The organism is Micromonospora musae, from assembly GCF_003626635.1.
GTDB lineage: Bacteria > Actinomycetota > Actinomycetes > Mycobacteriales > Micromonosporaceae > Micromonospora > Micromonospora musae.
The window spans coordinates 1-17,020 of record NZ_RAZT01000012.1 but is presented as its reverse complement, the minus strand read 5'-3'; the positions used below and the strand labels follow the sequence as shown (position 1 = coordinate 17,020).

At 74.6% G+C, this 17,020-nt stretch carries 14 protein-coding genes and 1 rRNA gene; 3 read left to right on the top strand and 12 right to left on the bottom strand.

The annotated features are described in order from the left end of the window. From D7044_RS23040 to recN, 4 genes are all read right to left on the bottom strand, one after another. Positions 1–867 carry a hypothetical protein gene (locus D7044_RS23040; protein ID WP_120681674.1) on the bottom strand — a complete coding sequence of 289 codons (867 nt, stop codon included), beginning with the start codon at positions 865–867 and terminating at the stop codon, positions 1–3. 49 nt (positions 868–916) lie between these two features. Beyond that, a complete protein-coding gene (locus D7044_RS23035; RefSeq protein WP_120681672.1) occupies positions 917–1,858 on the bottom strand; it encodes a copper transporter in 942 nt (313 codons plus the stop codon). Positions 1,859–1,883: 25 nt separating this feature from the next. Continuing rightward, positions 1,884–3,062 (bottom strand): putative cytokinetic ring protein SteA, encoded by a 1,179-nt coding sequence (gene steA, locus D7044_RS23030; RefSeq protein ID WP_120681670.1) that lies wholly within the window; start codon positions 3,060–3,062, stop codon positions 1,884–1,886. 119 nt (positions 3,063–3,181) lie between these two features. After that, a complete protein-coding gene (recN, locus tag D7044_RS23025) occupies positions 3,182–4,939 on the bottom strand; it encodes a DNA repair protein RecN (protein ID WP_120681668.1) in 1,758 nt (585 codons plus the stop codon). A 70-nt stretch (positions 4,940–5,009) separates the two neighbouring features. Here recN and D7044_RS23020 point away from each other — a divergent pair, with 70 nt between their 5' ends. Beyond that, entirely contained in the window at positions 5,010–5,996 is a 987-nt protein-coding gene (locus D7044_RS23020; protein ID WP_120681988.1) for a helix-turn-helix domain-containing protein, read from the top strand. A 46-nt stretch (positions 5,997–6,042) separates the two neighbouring features. On the opposite strand, the gene D7044_RS23015 is transcribed toward D7044_RS23020, so the two are convergent. From D7044_RS23015 to D7044_RS22995, 5 genes are all read right to left on the bottom strand, one after another. Continuing rightward, positions 6,043–9,759: a S8 family peptidase gene (locus tag D7044_RS23015; protein ID WP_120681666.1), complete on the bottom strand. Its 3,717-nt coding sequence runs from the start codon at positions 9,757–9,759 to the stop codon at positions 6,043–6,045. A gap of 190 nt (positions 9,760–9,949) precedes the next feature. Beyond that, positions 9,950–10,834: an NAD kinase gene (locus D7044_RS23010; protein WP_120681664.1), complete on the bottom strand. Its 885-nt coding sequence runs from the start codon at positions 10,832–10,834 to the stop codon at positions 9,950–9,952. A gap of 94 nt (positions 10,835–10,928) precedes the next feature. Further along, positions 10,929–11,783, bottom strand: a complete 855-nt coding sequence (locus D7044_RS23005) for a TlyA family RNA methyltransferase (protein WP_120681662.1) — start codon at positions 11,781–11,783, stop codon at positions 10,929–10,931. 13 nt (positions 11,784–11,796) lie between these two features. Next, positions 11,797–12,081 (bottom strand): hypothetical protein, encoded by a 285-nt coding sequence (locus D7044_RS23000; protein WP_120681986.1) that lies wholly within the window; start codon positions 12,079–12,081, stop codon positions 11,797–11,799. A gap of 28 nt (positions 12,082–12,109) precedes the next feature. Next, on the bottom strand, positions 12,110–12,766 hold the full coding sequence (locus tag D7044_RS22995; protein ID WP_120681660.1) for a phasin family protein: 657 nt from the start codon (positions 12,764–12,766) through the stop codon (positions 12,110–12,112). 113 nt (positions 12,767–12,879) lie between these two features. Between D7044_RS22995 and D7044_RS22990 the strand changes: the two genes are divergently transcribed. Then, positions 12,880–13,218 carry an SCP2 sterol-binding domain-containing protein gene (locus D7044_RS22990; RefSeq protein WP_120681658.1) on the top strand — a complete coding sequence of 113 codons (339 nt, stop codon included), beginning with the start codon at positions 12,880–12,882 and terminating at the stop codon, positions 13,216–13,218. Between the two features lie 18 nt (positions 13,219–13,236). On the opposite strand, the gene D7044_RS22985 is transcribed toward D7044_RS22990, so the two are convergent. Together D7044_RS22985 and D7044_RS22980 are read right to left on the bottom strand one after the other, a co-directional pair. After that, on the bottom strand, positions 13,237–14,256 hold the full coding sequence (locus tag D7044_RS22985) for an HAD-IIA family hydrolase (RefSeq protein ID WP_120681656.1): 1,020 nt from the start codon (positions 14,254–14,256) through the stop codon (positions 13,237–13,239). Next, a complete protein-coding gene (locus tag D7044_RS22980) occupies positions 14,253–15,341 on the bottom strand; it encodes a tetratricopeptide repeat protein (RefSeq protein ID WP_411710994.1) in 1,089 nt (362 codons plus the stop codon). Before D7044_RS22980 ends, D7044_RS22985 begins: the two co-directional genes overlap by 4 nt. Here D7044_RS22980 and D7044_RS32700 point away from each other — a divergent pair. Then, positions 15,300–16,670, top strand: a complete 1,371-nt coding sequence (locus D7044_RS32700) for a hypothetical protein (protein WP_199716756.1) — start codon at positions 15,300–15,302, stop codon at positions 16,668–16,670. The genes D7044_RS22980 and D7044_RS32700 overlap by 42 nt on opposite strands. Before the next feature lie 226 nt (positions 16,671–16,896). On the opposite strand, the gene rrf is transcribed toward D7044_RS32700, so the two are convergent. Next, a 5S ribosomal RNA gene (rrf, locus tag D7044_RS22975) occupies positions 16,897–17,013 on the bottom strand. Between the last annotated feature and the right edge of the window lie 7 nt (positions 17,014–17,020).

The window sequence follows — 17,020 nt, the reverse complement described above, 5'->3', positions numbered from 1 at the left end:
TCAGTCGGCGCGTCGGCCCAGCGCGTCGAGCTCACGCAACCCCGGCGTCCGCTGGATCACCTGCGTGAAGCTGACCTTCTCACTGGCGGCGGTGAGGCCGGCCAGCACGGCGAGCAGTCCGGCCCGGCCCAGCGGGCCGGTGCGGGCGGCGAGCGCGACGCCGAGCACCGCGCCGAGGGCGTTCGCACCGCTGTCCCCGAGCATCACCTCCTCGCCGAGGTCGTCGGGGAGCAGCCCGGCGGCCGCCCCGGCCGCCCCGGCGGCTATCCCGCCGTGCGGGCCGCCGGCCAGCGGGGCGCCGAGCAGCAGGCCGGACTTGAGCGCCCGCCCGGGGCGCAGGTCGAGCAGGTTGAGCAGGTTGGCGGTGCCGGCTACCACCCCGGCGCCGAGCAGCACGTCCGCGCCGCGGCCGAGCGCGCCCAGCCGTTGCCGGCGGCGGTGCCCGGCGACCCGGGGGTCGGCGGCGAGCAGCGCGGCCGCGCCGAGCCCGGCGGCGCCCACCCCGACGATCTTGACGAGGCCGGCGGTGACCCGCCCCTCCCGCAGCGCGGCGAGGTGACCGGCGAAGCCCTTGGCGGTCTTCTGCTCCGGACGGGCGCCGACCACGTCGTCGTAGAGCCCCACCGCGCCCGCGCCGAGGCCCGCCACGATCGTCGCGGCGCCGGAGGCCGCGCTGGTGGCGCCGAGCGCCGCGCCGCCGGACGCGCCGACGGCGAGCGCCGGCCCGGCCGCGAGGCTCACCGACCGGCCTCGGAAGTTGGTACGTGCCAGCGCCGGCCCGGCCGGCGAGGTACGCACCTCACGCAGCGCGTACCGGGCAGCGACCGCCCCCGCGCCGGCGGCCAACAGCCGGCCCAGCATGCTCACGCGGTCACTCCGATCGGCTCGTCGACGTCACATCCGGTCCGTGATTCGGTCACTGGGGCAGTTTAGGCAGCTGCGATTCGGCGTTGTCGCCCATGCCGTACTGACCGGCCTTCTTCTCGGTGAGCTGCTGCACCAGCGCGAGGGTGGTGACCAGCTGCCCCTGGATGGTGTTCGCGTTGTCGACCGTGGAGATCGACTGGGAGAGCACGGCGTCGCCCCGGACGATCGCCACCAGGTTGCCGCCGTCCGACCCGTTCCCGCCGACCACGATCGCGCCGGTCCGGTCGAACTGCTCGGCGACCTTCACCACCGACTCGTCCTTCTTCGCCGAGTCCTTGTCCACGTACGGCTGGCCGCTGACCACCACGACCGCCTCCGCCGGACCGCTGATCCGGTCCTCGGTGGTGAGGTAGCCCTCGTTGGTGTACGCGGCCAGCACCGCCCGGCGGTCGGCGTCGCTGACCGCCGGGACGCCCGCGCCCCGGTCGAGCAGCACGCTGGCCAGCAACGCGCTGGAGGTCTCCACGCCCTGCCCGTTGCCGGGCAGGGTGCTGGTCTGCGCGCTGGTCGGCCGGACCGCGGTCACCGCCAGCTCCAGCAGGTTGTTGTTGTTGTCCGGGTTGATGAACTTGTCCTGCAGGTCCACCCGGCCGGTGAGGTTCGCGCCGGCCATCTGGAGCATCTTCAGCACGCCCTCGGTGTGGTCCCGCCCGGTGGGTAGGCTGAGCACCAGGACCCGGCGGCCGGTGAGCTTGCCCGGGAGGACGACCTGCGACATCTCCGCCGCGAAGCCCTCCTCCGACTCCAGCTCCTTCTCCATGTTGTTGTACGCCTGGCGCATCTGCTGGTTGTCCTTGCGCAGGGCGGTGACCTGCTCCTTGAGCGAGTCGGCCACCGGCCCGTTGAGGGCGGCGGTGCCGACCACCAGGCCGATGGCGAGCGCCAGGAACACCGCGGTCAGCGACACCACGTGGTAGCGGAAATTGATCACGCTTGCAGCCTCTTGATCGTCGGAGCTAGAAGAGCTGGCCGAGCTGGAAGACGAAATTGTCCCACCACTCGGAGACCACGCCCAGGTACGCCTTTCCGACCGTGGAGACGGCCACCGCGGAGGCCATCGCGGCGACCGCCGAGAGCACCAGCAGCAGCAGCGACGAGCCGGAGATGCTCTGTCGGTAGAGCCGGCTCACGCCCTTGGCGTCGACCAGCTTGCCGCCGACCTTCAGCCGGGTGAGGAAGGTCGAGGCCATTCCGCCGCGGCCCTTGTCGAGGAACTCCACCAGGGTGGCGTGCGTGCCGACGGCCACCAGCAACGAGGCGCCCTTCTCGTCGGCGAGCAGCATCGCGAGGTCCTCGCTCGTCGCGGCGGCCGGGAAGGTCAACGCCGGGACGCCGAGCGCGGTCACCCGGGGCAGGCCGGGCGCCCGCCCGTCCGGGTAGGCGTGCACGATCACCTCGGCGCCGCAGCGCAGCACGTCGTCGGTGACCGAATCCATGTCACCGATGATCATGTCGGGGGTGTAGCCCGCCTCGACCAGCGCGTCGGCCCCGCCGTCGACGCCGATCAGCACCGGCTTGAACTCCCGGATGTACGGGCGCAGCACGTCGAGGTCGGCCTTGTAGTCGTAGCCGCGGACCACGATCAGGCAGTGCCGGCCCTGGATCTGGGTCTGGATCTCGGGTACGCCCACACCGTCGAGCAGCAGGTCCCGCTCCTGCTTGAGGTAGTCCATGGTGTTGGCGGCGAACGCCTCCAGCTGCACCGACAGCCCCTCGCGGGCGTCGGCCATCGCCTTGGCGACCGTCTCGGCGTCCTGCAGGGCGCCGTGCGCCACCGGCTCCTCGCCGACGTAGACGGTGTTGCCCTCGATCCGCACGGTGTCGCCCTCGCGGATCTGCTCGAAGATGCTCTCGCCGAGGTCGTCGAGGAGCGGGATGCCCGCGCCGATGAGCACCTCGGGGCCGAGGTTCGGGTAACGCCCGGAGACCGACGGCTTGGCGTTGAGCACTGCCGCGACGCCGACGGCGACCAGCGAGTCGGCGGCCACCCGGTCCAGGTCGACGTGGTCGATCACCGCGATGTCGCCGGGGCGGAGCCGGCCGACCAGCCGCTTCGTACGGCGGTCCAGGCGCGCGGTGCCGAGGACACTGCCCGGTTCCGCGTTCCGGGTCCGGCGCAACGTGGGTAGACGCATCGTGACCATCCTGGCATGTGAGGCAGGGTTTTCTGTCGCGACATGCCTGAGCAGGGCCGCCTACCCAGGGAAGCACACCGGAGCGCAGGCTGGTGTGCTTGCGCTCACAATACCGGCGGTCACGCCCGCCTTTCCTTGGCCGCCACGGCCAGGAGCTCCTCGGCGTGAGCGATACCCAGATCCGAGTCGGGCAAACCTGCCAGCATGCGGGCGAGTTCCCGCGCCCGCTCTGTGTCCTCCACCACACGCACCCCGCTGGTGGTCACCGCACCGCCGGTGTCCTTGGCCACCACCAGATGCCGGTCGGCGAACGCGGCGACCTGCGGCAGGTGGGTGACGACCAGCACCTGGTGACTGCGGGCCAGCCGGGCCAGCCGGCGGCCGATCTCCACCGCCGCGCGACCGCCGACCCCCGCGTCGACCTCGTCGAAGACCAGGGTGGGCGGGCCGCCGGAGCCGGCGAAGACCACCTCGATGGCGAGCATGACCCGGGACAGCTCGCCGCCGGAGGCGCCCCGCTGCAACGGCAGCGACGGCGCGCCCGGATGGGCCAGCAGCCGCAGTTCGACCTCGTCGCCGCCGTCCGGGCCGACCCCGACCTCGGCCCCGTTGACCGTCAGCGTGGGCTCGGCGCGACCGGCCGGCCGGGGCAGCACCGCCACCTCGATCCGGGCGTGCGGCATGGCCAGCCCGGCCAGCTCGACGGTGACCTGCTCGGCGAAGCGCTGGGCCGCCTCCTGCCGGGACGACGACACCCGACCGGCCAGCTCCGCCACCTCGGTGGCGAGCCGCTGCCCCTCCCGCTCCAACTCGTCGAGGAACTCGTCGGAGGTGTCCAGCTCGGACAGTCGGGTGCGGGCCCGCTCCGCCCAGGCGATCACCCCGTCGACGTCGTCGGCGTACTTGCGGGTCAGCGCGCGCAGCGCCGCCCGCCGCTCGTAGAGCGTCTGCAACCGGGCCGGGTCGGCGTCGAGCGAGGCGAGATAGGTCGACAGCTCAGCGGAGACATCGGTGACCAGGGTGGCCGCCTCCTCCAGCCGCGCCGCCAGGTCACCCAGGGACGCGTCGGTGCCGGCCTGCGCCTCCAGCGCCCGCCGGGCGGCGCCGAGCAGCGCCGTGGCGTCTGGGCTGTCGTCGGCCGCCTCCGCGCCGCCGGCCACGCACTGCTGCGCGAGCTGCGCCGCGGTGCGCAGCCCCTCGGCGTGCTCCAGGCGCTGCGCCTCGGCCTTGAGCTCGTCGTCCTCGCCGGGCTGCGGATCCACTCGGGTGATCTCGTCGAGCCCCAGCCGCAGCAGATCGGCCTCCTGGTGCCGCTCGCGGGCGTTGCGCCGCCGGTCGGCCAGGTCGTCGACGACCCGCCGCCACCCGGTGTACGCCTCGCGCAGCGTCTCGAGCAGCTTCTCGTGCTCCGGGCCGGCGAACCGGTCGAGCGCGGAGCGCTGCTCGGCCGGACGCAACAGCCGCAGCTGATCCGACTGGCCGTGCACGGCCACCACCTGCTCGCCGACCTCGGCCAGCATCGACACCGGCATGCTGCGGCCCGCCACGTGCGCACGGGAGCGGCCCTCGACCGTCACCGTGCGGCTCAGCAGCACCGCGCCGTCCTCGTCCGGTTCGCCGCCGGCGTCGGTGACCCGGGCGTGCACCGTCTCGGCGACCCGGCCGGCCAGCCGCAGCCGCCCCTCCACCACGGCGCGGCCCGGCTCGGCCCGCACCCGCCCGGCGTCGGCCCGACCCCCGAAGAGCAGGCCGAGGCCGGTCACCACCATGGTCTTGCCCGCACCGGTCTCGCCGGTGATGACGTTCATCCCGCCGGTCAACGGCAGCGTGGTGTCCTCGATGACGCCCAGTCCGGTGATGCGCAGCTCGTCCAGCACAGCACCCGACAGTAGCCGCGTGGTCCGACAGTTGACCAGCCGACGACCCCACGTCGTAGTGTTCAGCCCCGTGTTTGAGGTGATCGGCCTGACCCCGGACGAGGAGCGGCTCTACCGCGCGCTCATCCAGCTCACCGCCGCGCGGGTCGACCAGCTGGTCGAACGGCTGGGCCGGCCCCGTACGGAGGTGTTGGCGCTGCTGGAGGCGCTGCGCGGCAAGGGGCTGGTACCACCGGCCGGCCCGGACCCGGACGCCCCGCTGCGTCCGCTCGCACCCGACGCGCCGCTCGGCGCGGCGCTGCTGCGCCGGCAGGAGGCGCTGGAGTCCGCCCGCGCGGCGGTCAACCAGCTGACCGAGGAGTACCGGGCCGGGATGCGCCGCCACGACGCCGCGCACCTGGTGGAGGTCGTCCACGGCGCCGCGGCGCTCCGGGAACGCCTGCGTGACCTGCAGAACGGCGCCCGCCACGAGGTGTTGTGGTTCTGTCGGGCCAACCCGCTGGCCATGCCCGGGCAGGACAACCTCGAGGAGTTCGACGCACTGGCCCGCGGGGTGCGCTACCGGGCCGTCTACGAACGGGAGATGCTCCTCGAACCCGGCGCGCTGGAGGACCTCGAGCGGGGCGTACGCGCCGGTGAGCAGGCCCGCCTGCTGGACCGGCTGCCCGTGCGGCTGGCCATCGTGGACGGCCGGACGGCGATCTGCCCGCTGGTGCCCGACCGGGCCAGCGGCGAGACGAGCGCCGCGGTCATCGGCCGCAGCCAGCTGCTCGACGCGCTGCTCGCCCTCTTCGAGAGCCACTGGCGCATCGCCACGCCGCTGCGCTCGACCGGCACACCACCGCACGAACCGGGCGGCGACGACTACCGGCCGGACACCGACGAGATCCGGCTGCTCGCGCTCTTCGTGGCCGGCGTACCGGACAAGTCCATCGCCTCCCAGCTGGGGGTGAGCCGCCGTACCGTCCAGCGGCGGCTGGCCGACCTCATGACGGCCGCCGGGGTGGACACCCGGCCGGGGCTGGCCTTCCAGGCCGCCCGCCGCCGCTGGCTCTGAAGACCGGTCCGGGGGCGGGACGGTGACCGTCCCGCCCCCGGTCGCGTCAGCGCAGGCCGTACGCGTCGATCACGGTCTGCTCGACCGTGCTGCCGGCGCGGTCGCCGGCGTGCACCCGCAGCGACACCGTGCCGTGCCCGGCCGGCACCGTCGCCGTGAACCGGGTGCCCGAGCCCTTCACCGGCACCGACCGCCAGCGGTGGCCGCCGTCGAAGGAGACCTCCACCCGCAGGCTGGTGCCGGTCGGCCCGGCCACACCCGCCGGCTGGCGCAGGGTCAGCCCGAGCTTGTGCGCCTTACGGCCCGACACCTCACCGTGCAGGTCGGCCGGGACGTCGTAATCCACCTGCAGCAGCGGCAGCGGCTTCGCCGCGTCCCCGCTCGGCCGGGCCGACGTGAACTGCCACGCCGTCTCGGTACGCGTCGCGTACCGCCACTCCTCCGAGGAGCGCCCGGTGGTGACGTCCAGCCGGTAGCGCGCCGGGCCCGGGGTGGTCTGCACGGGCGCCCAACCAGCGGAGAGGTCGGCGATCTGCTCGCCGTCGCGGCTGAGCCGGGCCTGCCTCGTGTCCTGCTCCTCGCCGGCGCCCGCCGGGCTGAAGTGCCCGTCGGCGTCGACGAACTCGAACACCCGCAGGTCGAGGTTGTCGCCGGTACGCGTCGGCGCCGGCCCGGTGGCCGGCACGGCCGGACGCACCACCGGGGCGTACCAGCTCGTGTCGATCCGGTCGTCCGCCTCGTACCGGCGCGGCTGTTCGATCAGACCGCCGAGCAGCGGCCCCCAGGAGTACTGCGTCTTGTGCAGCACCCGCTGCTGCCACCACGAGTCACCGGAGCTCACGAACTCCTGCCGGGTGGTGCCGGTACGCACGATCCGCTGGTCGTCGTTCCAGGAGTACTCCTGCCACGGCCGCCAGCCGAAGCGCTGCTCGGTCGCCCAGTCGAACCCGCCGGTGTCGCCGTAACGGGCGGTGACCTCGGCGGTGTTCGCCGCGGTGACCTTGTGCACGATCTTCTCCGGCACCCGCCCCTTCGACACCTGCCACACGTCGTACAGGTAGGGGCTGTCCACCGTCAACGTCAGCGCCACCGTCGCCCGGCCGCCCCGCGCCGCCGCGATCAGCTTCTGCCCGTCGTCGTACGCCACCGCCATCGCGGGGATCGGCAGGCGCTCCCCCTGCGGGTTCCAGACCGTCCAGGCGCTGAAGTCGACCGGCCGGATGATGAAGACCGCGGCCGCCCCGGCCGCCGCCGCGGCGGCGATCTGGTCGTCCTCGGCGCGGTCCGGGCTGCCCTCGACGAGGACGGCCGCGCCGCGGGCCCGGGTCAACTCGGCGGGAGTTCCGCCGCCGCCCCAGACGACCGGCAGCTTCCGCCGGCCGGCCGGCGCCGGTGAGGTGTGCATCAGGTTGATGTCCAACGGCCCGGAGACCTTGCTGAACTCGGCGTCCACCATGGGCGCGACGAGCTGCCAGCGGGAGGAGAACTCGAACTCGCCCTGCCGCACCGGCCGGGTCGGCGTGACGTTCACCTGCTGAACCGTGCTGAACGCCATCGTGCCGTGGTCGATCTGCCGGCCGTTGCCGAAGACCCGGTGCTCGTAGAAGCTGATGATCGCGCGCTGCTCGGTCGGCTTCGGCGTCTCGATCCGTACCGGGGTGCCCTTGCGCGGGTCGAGCACCACCGTGAGGTCCCGGTCGACCGTCAACTCCGGGTCGGTGACCAGCGTGAGCTGCTCGTCCAGCGGCGCGCCGTGCTCGATGAGGCCCTGCAGCAGGTACGGGCCCTCCTCGACCTGTACCTGCGACTCGCCGGGAACCCAGCCGAGGTAGTCGGACTCGGGGTGCTCGCCGAACAGGGTGAGCACCGTCGCCACGCCGGGCTGCCCCGCCATGTCCAGCGAACGCAGGGTGACGGTGTGCACCGGGCCGCTGATGGTCAGGCCGACGGCGGTGCGCACGGCGACGCCGTCCGCGCCCGTGGCCACCAGCCAGCCGCCGTGCGGGCCGCGGTCCAGCTTCGCCGGGTCGGCGCGCAGCACGACGGGCACGCTGCCGCCGGCCGGCACGGTCACCTCGGCGGCGCCGACCGACACGCCGTCGCTCTCCACCGCGCCGCTGTCCAGGTTGCGCAGCTCCAGCGCCAGGCGCAGGGTCTGCGCCGCGCCGGTGCCGTTGGTGTACGTGACGGTCCGCTCGGCCGCCGCGCCACCGGTCGCCACCCGGCCGAAGTCGGCGGTGGCCGACCCGTACACCCGCTGGCCCAGCGCCCGGGCCACGTCCACCCGGCCGCCTCCCTGCTCGAAGACGGTCAGCTCGGGGTTGCCCTTCGCGGTGCTGACCAGCGCGTCCTTGAGCTTGCCGGCGGTCCAGTCGGGGTGCTCCTGGGCGAGGATGGCGGCGGCGCCCGCGACGTGCGGGGTGGCCATCGAGGTCCCGGACGCGGTCGTGTACGCGTCGCCCACCGGCGTACCCATGGTGGTGCCGGCGGCGCGGGCCGCCACGATGTCGACCCCCGGGGCGGTGATCTCCGGCTTCAGGCCGTTGTCGCCGAGCCGCGGCCCACGGCTGGAGAAGTCGGCCAGGTCGTCGTTACGGTCGACCGCGCCGACGGTGAGCGCCGAGGTGGCCGCGCCGGGGCTGCCGACGGTCCGCGCGGCGCCCTCGTTGCCGGCGGCGATCACGAAGAGCGTGCCGGTCTCGGCGGTGAGATCGTCGACCGCCTGGCTCATCGGGTCGGTGCCGTCGGTCGGCGCGCCGCCGAGGCTCATGCTGACCACCTTCGCGCCGGAGTGGGCGGCCCACTCCATGCCCGCGATGATCCCCGAGTCGTAGCCGGAGCCCGAGTCGTCGAGCACCTTGCCGATCAGCAGCTTCGCGCCGGGCGCGACGCCCTTGCGCAGCCCGTCGGAGGCCGCGCCGCTGCCGGCGATGGTGGACGCCACGTGGGTGCCGTGCCCGTGGCCGTCCCGGGCGCTGCCGGTGCCGGTGAAGTCCTGCGCCTCGGCGATCCGCCCCGCGAGGTCGGGGTGCGTGGCGTCCACACCGGTGTCGAGCACCGCGACCTGCACGCCCTCGCCGTTCCGGCCGGCCGCCCAGGCCGTCGGCGCGCCGATCTGCGGCACGCTGTGCTCCAGCGCCGGGTGGACCCGTCCGTCCAGCCAGACCCGCTCGATGCCGGCGCCGAGCTTGGCGGTCGCGCCGGCGGTCGTACGCCCACCCGGCGTGCTCCGCAGCGCGCCCCACAACTCGTCCAGGTCGTCCTTGCCGACCCGCAGGGCGGCGCCGTTGATGCTCTCCAGCGGCCGGGCGGTGGTGGCCCCGGCGAGCGGCCGGACGCGGCCGGCGGCCGGCTGCTGGTAGCGGACGATCAGCGGCAGGACGCCCTGCGCGCTGTCGCCGTACCCCTGCGCGGCGAGCTCCTCCACGTCGAACAGGTCCGCGTCGAGCACGCCCGCGGAGACGTACGGCACGACGTCGCTGGGCAGCACCCGCAGCCCACCGTCGGCCGACACCGTCTGGAACGTGATCCGCTCGCGGCCGGGGCCGGGGCGAACGGTGGCGGCGACCCGGCCGGGGGCGGCCGGGGCGAACTCGACCTGGTCACCGGTGATCAGGGTGACGCGGGTGGGCGCGGCGCCCGGGGCGAACGGGGCGGGGTTCCCGCCGGCCGGCCGGGCGGGGTCGGCGGACGCCGGTGCGGCGAACCCGACCACCAACGCCCCGACCGCGCCGGCGGCGAGCCAGCGTGAGGGCCAGTGCATGCGATGCGCTCCTCTACTCCAGAATCGGCGCCCTCGGAGGGCGACCGATCGGAGTCTGCGACGGAGATCACCAGGCGGTCACTAGCTGACGCACGCCGCACCGGCGACATGTCGCCAGGTGGACATCTTGGCCACCCTTGGAACAACCACCACGTGTCCGGCGGGTTACCGACGGCACCTGTCGCGTCGTTCAGCTACGCGAGCCCCGCCAGCCCTGCACCGGCAACCCGAACTTGGCCACCATCCGGTCGGTGAACGGACGGTCCCGCAGCCGGACGATCCGCACCGGCAGGGCACCCCGACGCACCGTCACCCGGGCGCCCGGCGGCAGGTCGTACACCCGGCGCCCGTCGCAGCTCATCACGGCGAGGGTGGTGAACGGGTCCACGGTGATCGCGAACGTCGAGGTGGGCGCGGTGACCAGCGGCCGGCTGAACAGCGCGTGCGCGCTGATCGGCACCAGCAGCAGCGCCTCCACCTCCGGCCACACCACCGGCCCGCCCCCGGAGAAGGCGTACGCCGTGGAGCCGGTGGGGGTCGCGCAGACCACCCCGTCGCAGCCGTAGCGGGACAGCGGCCGGCCGTCCACGTCGACGAGGAGTTCGAGCATCTGCGCCCGCTCCCCCTTCTCGACGCTGATCTCGTTGAGCGCCCAGGACTCGATCGTCGGTCCGCCGTCGAACTCGGCCGTGACGTCGAGGGTGAGCCGCTCGTCCACCGAGTAGTTACGCGCGACCACGTCGCGAACCGCGCTGTCCAGGTCGCCGATCTCCGCCTCGGCGAGAAAGCCGACCTTGCCGAGGTTGATGCCGAGCAGCGGAACCTTGGCGGGCCGCGCGAGCTCCGCCGCGCGCAGGAACGTGCCGTCCCCGCCGAGCGCGAAGACGATCTCGGCGCCCTCGGCGGCCTCCAGGCCGGTGACCGGCACGACACCGGGCAGATCGAGGTCGTCGGCCTCCTCGGCGACGACGCGTACCTCGAAACCAGCGGCGATCAGGTCGGCGGCGACCGCCCGGGCGTGCTCGGTGCTGCGTCGCCGACCGGTGTGGGTGACCAGCAGCGCGGTCCGGGTCATCGGGGCCGCCTCGTCGTTGCGCGACGCGAAGGGGCACCCGCGCACGCCCTGAGGCGGGCCGGCCGGCCCGCCGCGCGCCCTGCACTGCTCATGCTCACCCTGCGACCTCCTCCGCCGCCGTTCCCGGCACGTCACCGGGCGTCGCCGGGCCGAGCGGCCCGGCCGCCACCACCGCCCGCACCCGCTCCGGGTCGGCCACTGCGGCGTCCCGGCGTAACCATACGAAGAACTCCACGTTGCCACTCGGCCCCGGCAGCGGACTCGCGGCGACGTCCGCCAGGCCCAGGCCGAGCTGCGCGGCGGCCGCCGCCACGTCGAGCACCGCCTCGGCGCGCAACTCCGGGTCGCGCACCACCCCGCCGGCCCCCACCCGCTCCTTGCCGACCTCGAACTGCGGCTTGACCATCAACGCCAGGTCACCGTCGGGCCGGGTGCAGCCGGCCAGCGCCGGCAGCACCAGCCGCAGCGAGATGAACGACAGGTCGGCCACCGTCAGGTCGACCGGACCGCCGATCGTCTCCGGGGTGAGGGTGCGCACGTTGGTCCGCTCCAGGACCCGCACCCGTTCGTCGGTGCGCAGCGGCCAGGCGAGCTGGCCGTAGCCGACGTCCACGGCCACCACCTCGGCGGCGCCCGCGCGCAGCAGCACGTCGGTGAAGCCACCTGTCGACGCGCCGGCGTCCAGGCAACGCCGGCCGCTGACGGCCAGCCCGCCGAACGCTTCGAGCGCGCCGGCCAGCTTGTGGCCGCCCCGGGAGACGTACTCCGAGGTCGGGTCCGCTCCGGTGACCAGCAGCGGATCGGCGGGGTCGACCATGGCGGCGGGCTTGCGCGCCGGTACCCCGCGCAGCTGGACCCGGCCGGCCGCCACCAGTTCGGCGGCCTGCTCCCGGGAGCGGGCCAGACCACGGCGGACGAGTTCGGCGTCCAGCCGGTTGCGACGTGCCATTCGTTCTCCGGTCTCAGGCCTGGTCGATGCTGGCCAGGGTCTCGCGCAGCGTCTCGTACGCCGCCTCGTACTGGGCGATCTGGTCCGCCGGGGCGAGCGACGAGGCGTTGATCATCGCCTGCACGGCCGCGTCGACCGCCGGGTGCCCCGGCCCGTCGAGCTCCTCGACGGACGGCTGCGCCGGGCGTACGCCGGGCGGTGGGCCGGGCCGCGCGGCCGGGAGACCGCCGGGGGGCGGACCGGGCCGCGGTACCGGCGAACCGCCGGGCGGTGGACCCGGGCGGTACGGGCCGCTCACGACCGGCTCCCCGCAGCGGTCGGCCGGTTCACTCGGCCCCACCCGGCTGCTGCTTGCGAACGGCCTTCTTCGGCGGGCGCGCCGGCTCGGCGTCCCCGCCGGTCGGGCTGACGGTGCCCGGCGAACGACGCATGACGGTCTTGCCGGGCTCGGCCTTCTTGGCCACCGCCTTCTTCGCGACCGCCTTCTTCGCGACGACCGCCTTCTTCGCCGGCGGCGTGGCGACCGGGGCGGAGAGCGACCCGCTGGACGGCACCGGACCGGCCGTGGGCGGCGCCGCCGGCCCACCGGCCGCCCCGGAGTCCTGGCTTGCGGTCACCGGTGCCGGCGGCTGCGGCGGGCCGCCAGGAGCCGCCGCCGGCCGGCTCGTGCCGGCGGCGGCCGACCGCGCCTCGCGCAGCTGCCGCTCCAGCTCCTGCACCCGCCGGGTCAGCTCGGCGACCTCCTCGGCGGTGGCGAGCCCGACCCGGCCGAGCGCCCGGTCGACCTCGAAGCGGACGAGCTTGGTCAGCGCGTCGCGGTTCGCCATGCCCGTGGAGATGAGCTCCTCGCCGAGCGCCTGCAGCTGGGCGGCGCTCGTGCCACCCGAGCCGGCAAGCCGGCGCACCACGTCCTGGGCCTTCTTCCGGGGCGCCTCCGTCAGGCCCATGGCCAGCTCGAGGTAGGCGCGCCACGCGTCCTGCATGCCTGAGTCCTTCCGCGGGGCGGGGTGTGCAGGTGTCACGCTACCGGGCACCGGTGACCGGCCCGTGCGGTACGGTGCCGAGGACGGTGTGGCGCACGGTGAGGAGGCGGCGGGTGGCCAGCGTGGACGAGTGTCGACAGGCGTTGCAGGAGCTCGCCGGCCGGCTGGACCGCAACGCCGAGACGGTGCGCGAGCGCGTCGACCTGGACCGGACGCTCGCCTGCCGGATCACCGACCTGGACACCGCCTTCCACGGTCGCCTCACCGGCGGCCGCCTGATCGACCTGACCGACGGCGACGACCCGAAAGCCAAGATCGTGCTGAGCACCAGCAGCGACGACCTCGTGGCGCTCGTCGACGGCGGACTCGACATCGCCCGGGCGGTCGCCTCCCGCCGCGTGTCGATCAAGGCCAACCCGTTCGACCTGATGAAGCTCCGCAAACTGCTCTGACTCGCGCCGAGGCGTCGCTCAGGCCGAGAGGCCGAACGTCGCCAGCACCCGGGTCGCCTCCGGCGACATCGCGCGGATGGGCGGCACCGTCGACGCCGACCAGGCCGCGGCGCAGAGCGCGGCGACCGCGTCCAGCGGGGACCCGGCACCGCCGAGCTCCAGCCCGCCGTCGCGCGCCGTCACCGTCCAGCCGCCGGCCTCCGTCGGGCCGGGCACGCGTACCACCGCCGCCGGGTCGAAGAGCCCGGCCAGGTCCCGCGCGAGGTACGTGGGCCGGCGCGCCGGCTCAGCGGCGAGCAGCTCGGCCACGTCGCTGACGCCGGTGAGCACCAGCAGGCTCTCCAGCCCGGCCCGGCGGGCGCCCTCGATGTCGGTGTCCAGCCGGTCGCCGACGACCAGCGTCCGGCCCCCCTCGACGCGCCGGGCGGCGGTGGCGAAGAGCTCCGGCTCGGGTTTGCCCACCACGACGTCCGGGTCCCGGCCGAGCGCGGTCCGTACGACGGAGACCAGTGCGCCGTTGCCGGGCAGCGGACCTCGGCCGCTGGGCAAGGTGCGGTCGGTGTTCGTGGCGACCCAGATCGCACCGGCACGGATCGCCACGGTCGCCTCGGCCAGCTCGACCCAGCCGACCTGCTTTCCGTACCCCTGCACCACCGCCTGCGGCGAGTCCTCGGCCCGGTCGACCGGCACGAGCCCGACCGCGGCGATCTCGGCGCGCAGCGCCTCGGCGCCGACCACGAGCACCGGGGCGCCGGAAGGCAACCGGTCCCGCAGCAGCTCCGCAGCCGCCGCCGCGCTGGTGAGCACCTCCGCCGCCGAGGCCGGCACACCCATGCCGGTGAGCAGCTCGGCGACCTCACTCGACCGGCGGGAGGCGTTGTTCGTGGCGTACGCGACCGCCCGCCTCTCGGCGTGCAGCCGACCGACGGCCTCGACGGCGCCGGGGATCGGCCGGTCGATCAGGTAGATCACGCCGTCCAGGTCGAAGACGACCTGGGCGTACCCGTCGACCAGCCGCGCCCCGACGTCTCCCGTCACCGGCTGACCGGGCCCGTCTCGTCATCGCCCACCGGGGCCTCCGCCCCGGCGCGTGCGCCGAGATCGGGGTCGTCCGGACCGCCCCGGCCGACGACGTCTTCCCGGCTCACCGGCTCGACCCCGGCCTGTCCGGTCCCGTCCTCGTCGTCGTCGTCCTCGTCCGAGTCGTCGTCGTCCTCGTCCGAGTCCTCGTCGTCCTCGTCCGAGTCGTCGTCGTCCGAGTCCTCGTCGTCGTCCGAGTCCTCGTCGTCCGAGTCGTCGTCCTCGTCGTCCGAGTCGACGTCCTCGTCGTCCGAGTCGTCGTCGTCCTCGTCCGAGTCGACGTCCTCGTCGTCCGAGTCGTCGTCGTCCTCGTCGTCCTCGTCCGAGTCGTCGTCGTCCGAGTCCTCGTCCTCGTCCGAGTCGTCGTCATCCTCGTCGGCGTCTTCGTCATCCGAGTCGGCGTCAACGTCGGCGGCGTCCTCCTCGTCGGCGTCGCCCTCGATGACCACGCCGTCGAGCTCCAGCAGCCGCTCGGCCGCGTCGGTCTCGCCGTCGGCGTCCAGCTCCGAGGCGCGGGAGAACCACTCCCGTGCCTCCTCGCGGCGGTCGACCGCGAGGAGCGCGTCGGCGTACGCGTAGCGCAGCCGCGCCGCCCACGGCTCGGTGGCGTCGCCGGTCAGCTCGCGCACCTGGAGCATCGCGACAGCGGCGTCCTTCTGCCCGAGGTCGCCGCGCGCCCCGGCGGCGACGATCAGCAGCTCGATGGCGGTGGCCGGGTCGAGAGCGTCCCGGTCCGCGCCGCGGAACAGGTCGATGGCCCGCTCCGGGCGGCCGAGCGCGCGCTCACAGTCGGCCAGCACGGCGATGTGGCTCTGCACTCCGGTCATCCGGTGGTACGTCCGCAGCTCGGCGATCGCGGTCTGCCACTCACCGGCGTGGTAGGCGGCCAACCCGACCGCCTCCCGTACGGCGGCGATGCGGGACGCCAGCCGGCGGGCCGCCAGCGCGTGCGCCAGGGCCTCGGCCGGGTCCTCGTCGATCAGCACACCGGTCGCGACCAGGTGCCGGGCGACCGTCTCGGCGACCGGCTTCGCCAGCGACAGCAGCTCCGCCCGGACGTCCTTGTCGAGATCGGTCGCGACGATGTCGTCCGGCAGCGCGGGAGCGGCACCGCGTTCACCCGCGGCCCGCTCCGGCCCGCCCTCGGTGCGCCGATCTCCCTCGTCGCGCCGGCCACCGAAGCCGCCCTCACGCCGCCGGTCGTCGAACCGACGCTCATCCCGCTGCGACCGCTCGCCGCCACGGAAGCCGCCGTCCCGGTCCCCACCGCGGAAACCGCCCTCGCGGCGGTCACCGCCACGGCCCTCACGGTCGCCGCCACGGAAACCACCCTCACGGCGGTCACCGCCACGGAAACCACCCTCACGGCGGTCGCCGCCACGGCCCTCACGGTCACCACTACGGAAGCCACCTTCGCGGCGGTCACCGCCACGGCCCTCACGGTCGCCGCCGCGGAAACCACCCTCGCGGCGCTCACCGCCCCGGAAACCACCCTCACGACGGTCACCGCCACGGAAACCGCCATCGCGATCGCCGCCCCGGAAACCACCCTCGCGACGGTCGCCGCGCGGACCCTGGTCCCGGTCACCACCGCGGAAACCGCCCTCACGGCGATCCCCGCCGCGGAAGCCCTCACGGTCGCCGCCGCGGAAGCCACCCTCACGGCGCTCGCCGCCACGGAAACCGCCCTCGCGGTCGCCGCCGCGGAAGCCACCTTCGCGACGGTCGCCGCGGGGACCCTGGTCCCGGTCGCCGCCACGGAAGCCACCCTCACGACGGTCCCCACCACGGAAGCCACCCTCGCGACGGTCCCCGCCACGGAAGCCCTCACGGTCACCGCCACGGAAACCGCCCTCACGGCGCTCGCCACCGCGGAAGCCCGAACGGTCGCCGCCGCGGAATTCGGCGTCCCGGTCGGCAGGTCGGAAGCCGCCGGGCCGATCCCCGGAGCGGAACCCGCCGGCGCGGTCACCGCCGCGGTAGCCGCGCTCGCGGTCACCGCCCCGGAAGCCACCTTCGCGACGGTCGCCGCGGGGACCCTGGTCCCGGTCGCCGCCACGGAAACCACCTTCGCGACGGTCCCCGCCACGGAAGCCCTCACGGTCACCGCCGCGGAAGCCACCTTCCCGGCGCTCGCCGCGGGAGTCGTCCGGCCGGCCACCGCGGTAGCCCTGGTCGCGGTCGCCTCGGAAGCCACCGGAACGGTCCGTACCACGGAACCCGCCCTCACGGCGCTCCCCGCCACGGAAACCGCCCTCGCGGTCGCCACCACGGGAGCCGCCGCGGGGACCCTGGTCCCGGTCGCCGCCACGGAAACCGCCCTCGCGGCGGTCGCGGAAGCCACCCTCACGATCGCCGGCGTACCCGCGTGAGCCGCTCCGGTTGTCGCGGTCGCCGCGGTACGGCGGCCGATCGCGGTCGTCACGCCGCGGCGACCGATCACGCCCGTCCGACCGATCCGTACGGTCGTCCTGACGACGGGGGCGGTCGCCGCCCTGCGGTCCTGAACTCACGGGGTACATCCTTCCTGATTGCGCCACCTGTGGCGCCACGCAGTCGAGGGCCGACCCGGATGGGGCGGCCCTCGACTGGAAAAATGTCCGGCGGTGTCCTACTCTCCCACACCCTCCCGAGTGCAGTACCATCGGCGCTGGAGGGCTTAGCTTCCGGGTTCGGAATGTGACCGGGCGTTTCCCCTCCGCCATGACCGCCGTAACTCTAT